Source organism: Vibrio sp. 10N.286.52.C3 (assembly GCF_041468865.1).
Classification (GTDB): domain Bacteria; phylum Pseudomonadota; class Gammaproteobacteria; order Enterobacterales; family Vibrionaceae; genus Vibrio; species Vibrio crassostreae_C.
Window position 1 is genome coordinate 1 of the sequence record NZ_JBFRJM010000119.1, and the last position, 306, is coordinate 306.

Genomic DNA, 306 nt, shown 5'->3' on the forward strand with positions numbered 1-306 from the left:
TCCAAATTGTTAAAGAGCAAGAGTTTTAAGTGTTAAACTTTTAAACCCATTTTTAAATACTCTCTTACGAGAATGCTTAAAGATGGTGGGCGATACCGGGCTCGAACCAGTGACCCCCTGCTTGTAAGGCAGGTGCTCTCCCAACTGAGCTAATCGCCCATAAAGTTTTAATTCCTAATGGAAGGAATGGTGGAGCTATGCGGGATCGAACCGCAGACCTCCTGCGTGCAAGGCAGGCGCTCTCCCAGCTGAGCTATAGCCCCATATTTTTATTTCCTTGGGAGGAAATGGTGGGTCGTGCAGGAT

At 47.1% G+C, this 306-nt stretch carries 2 tRNA genes; both read right to left on the minus strand.

Annotated elements, in window-relative coordinates:
• Positions 1-83: 83 nt before the first annotated feature.
• Positions 84-159: transfer RNA gene (locus AB4138_RS23600), tRNA-Val, on the minus strand.
• Positions 160-187: 28 nt separating this feature from the next.
• A tRNA-Ala gene (locus AB4138_RS23605) sits at positions 188-263 on the minus strand.
• Between the last annotated feature and the right edge of the window lie 43 nt (positions 264-306).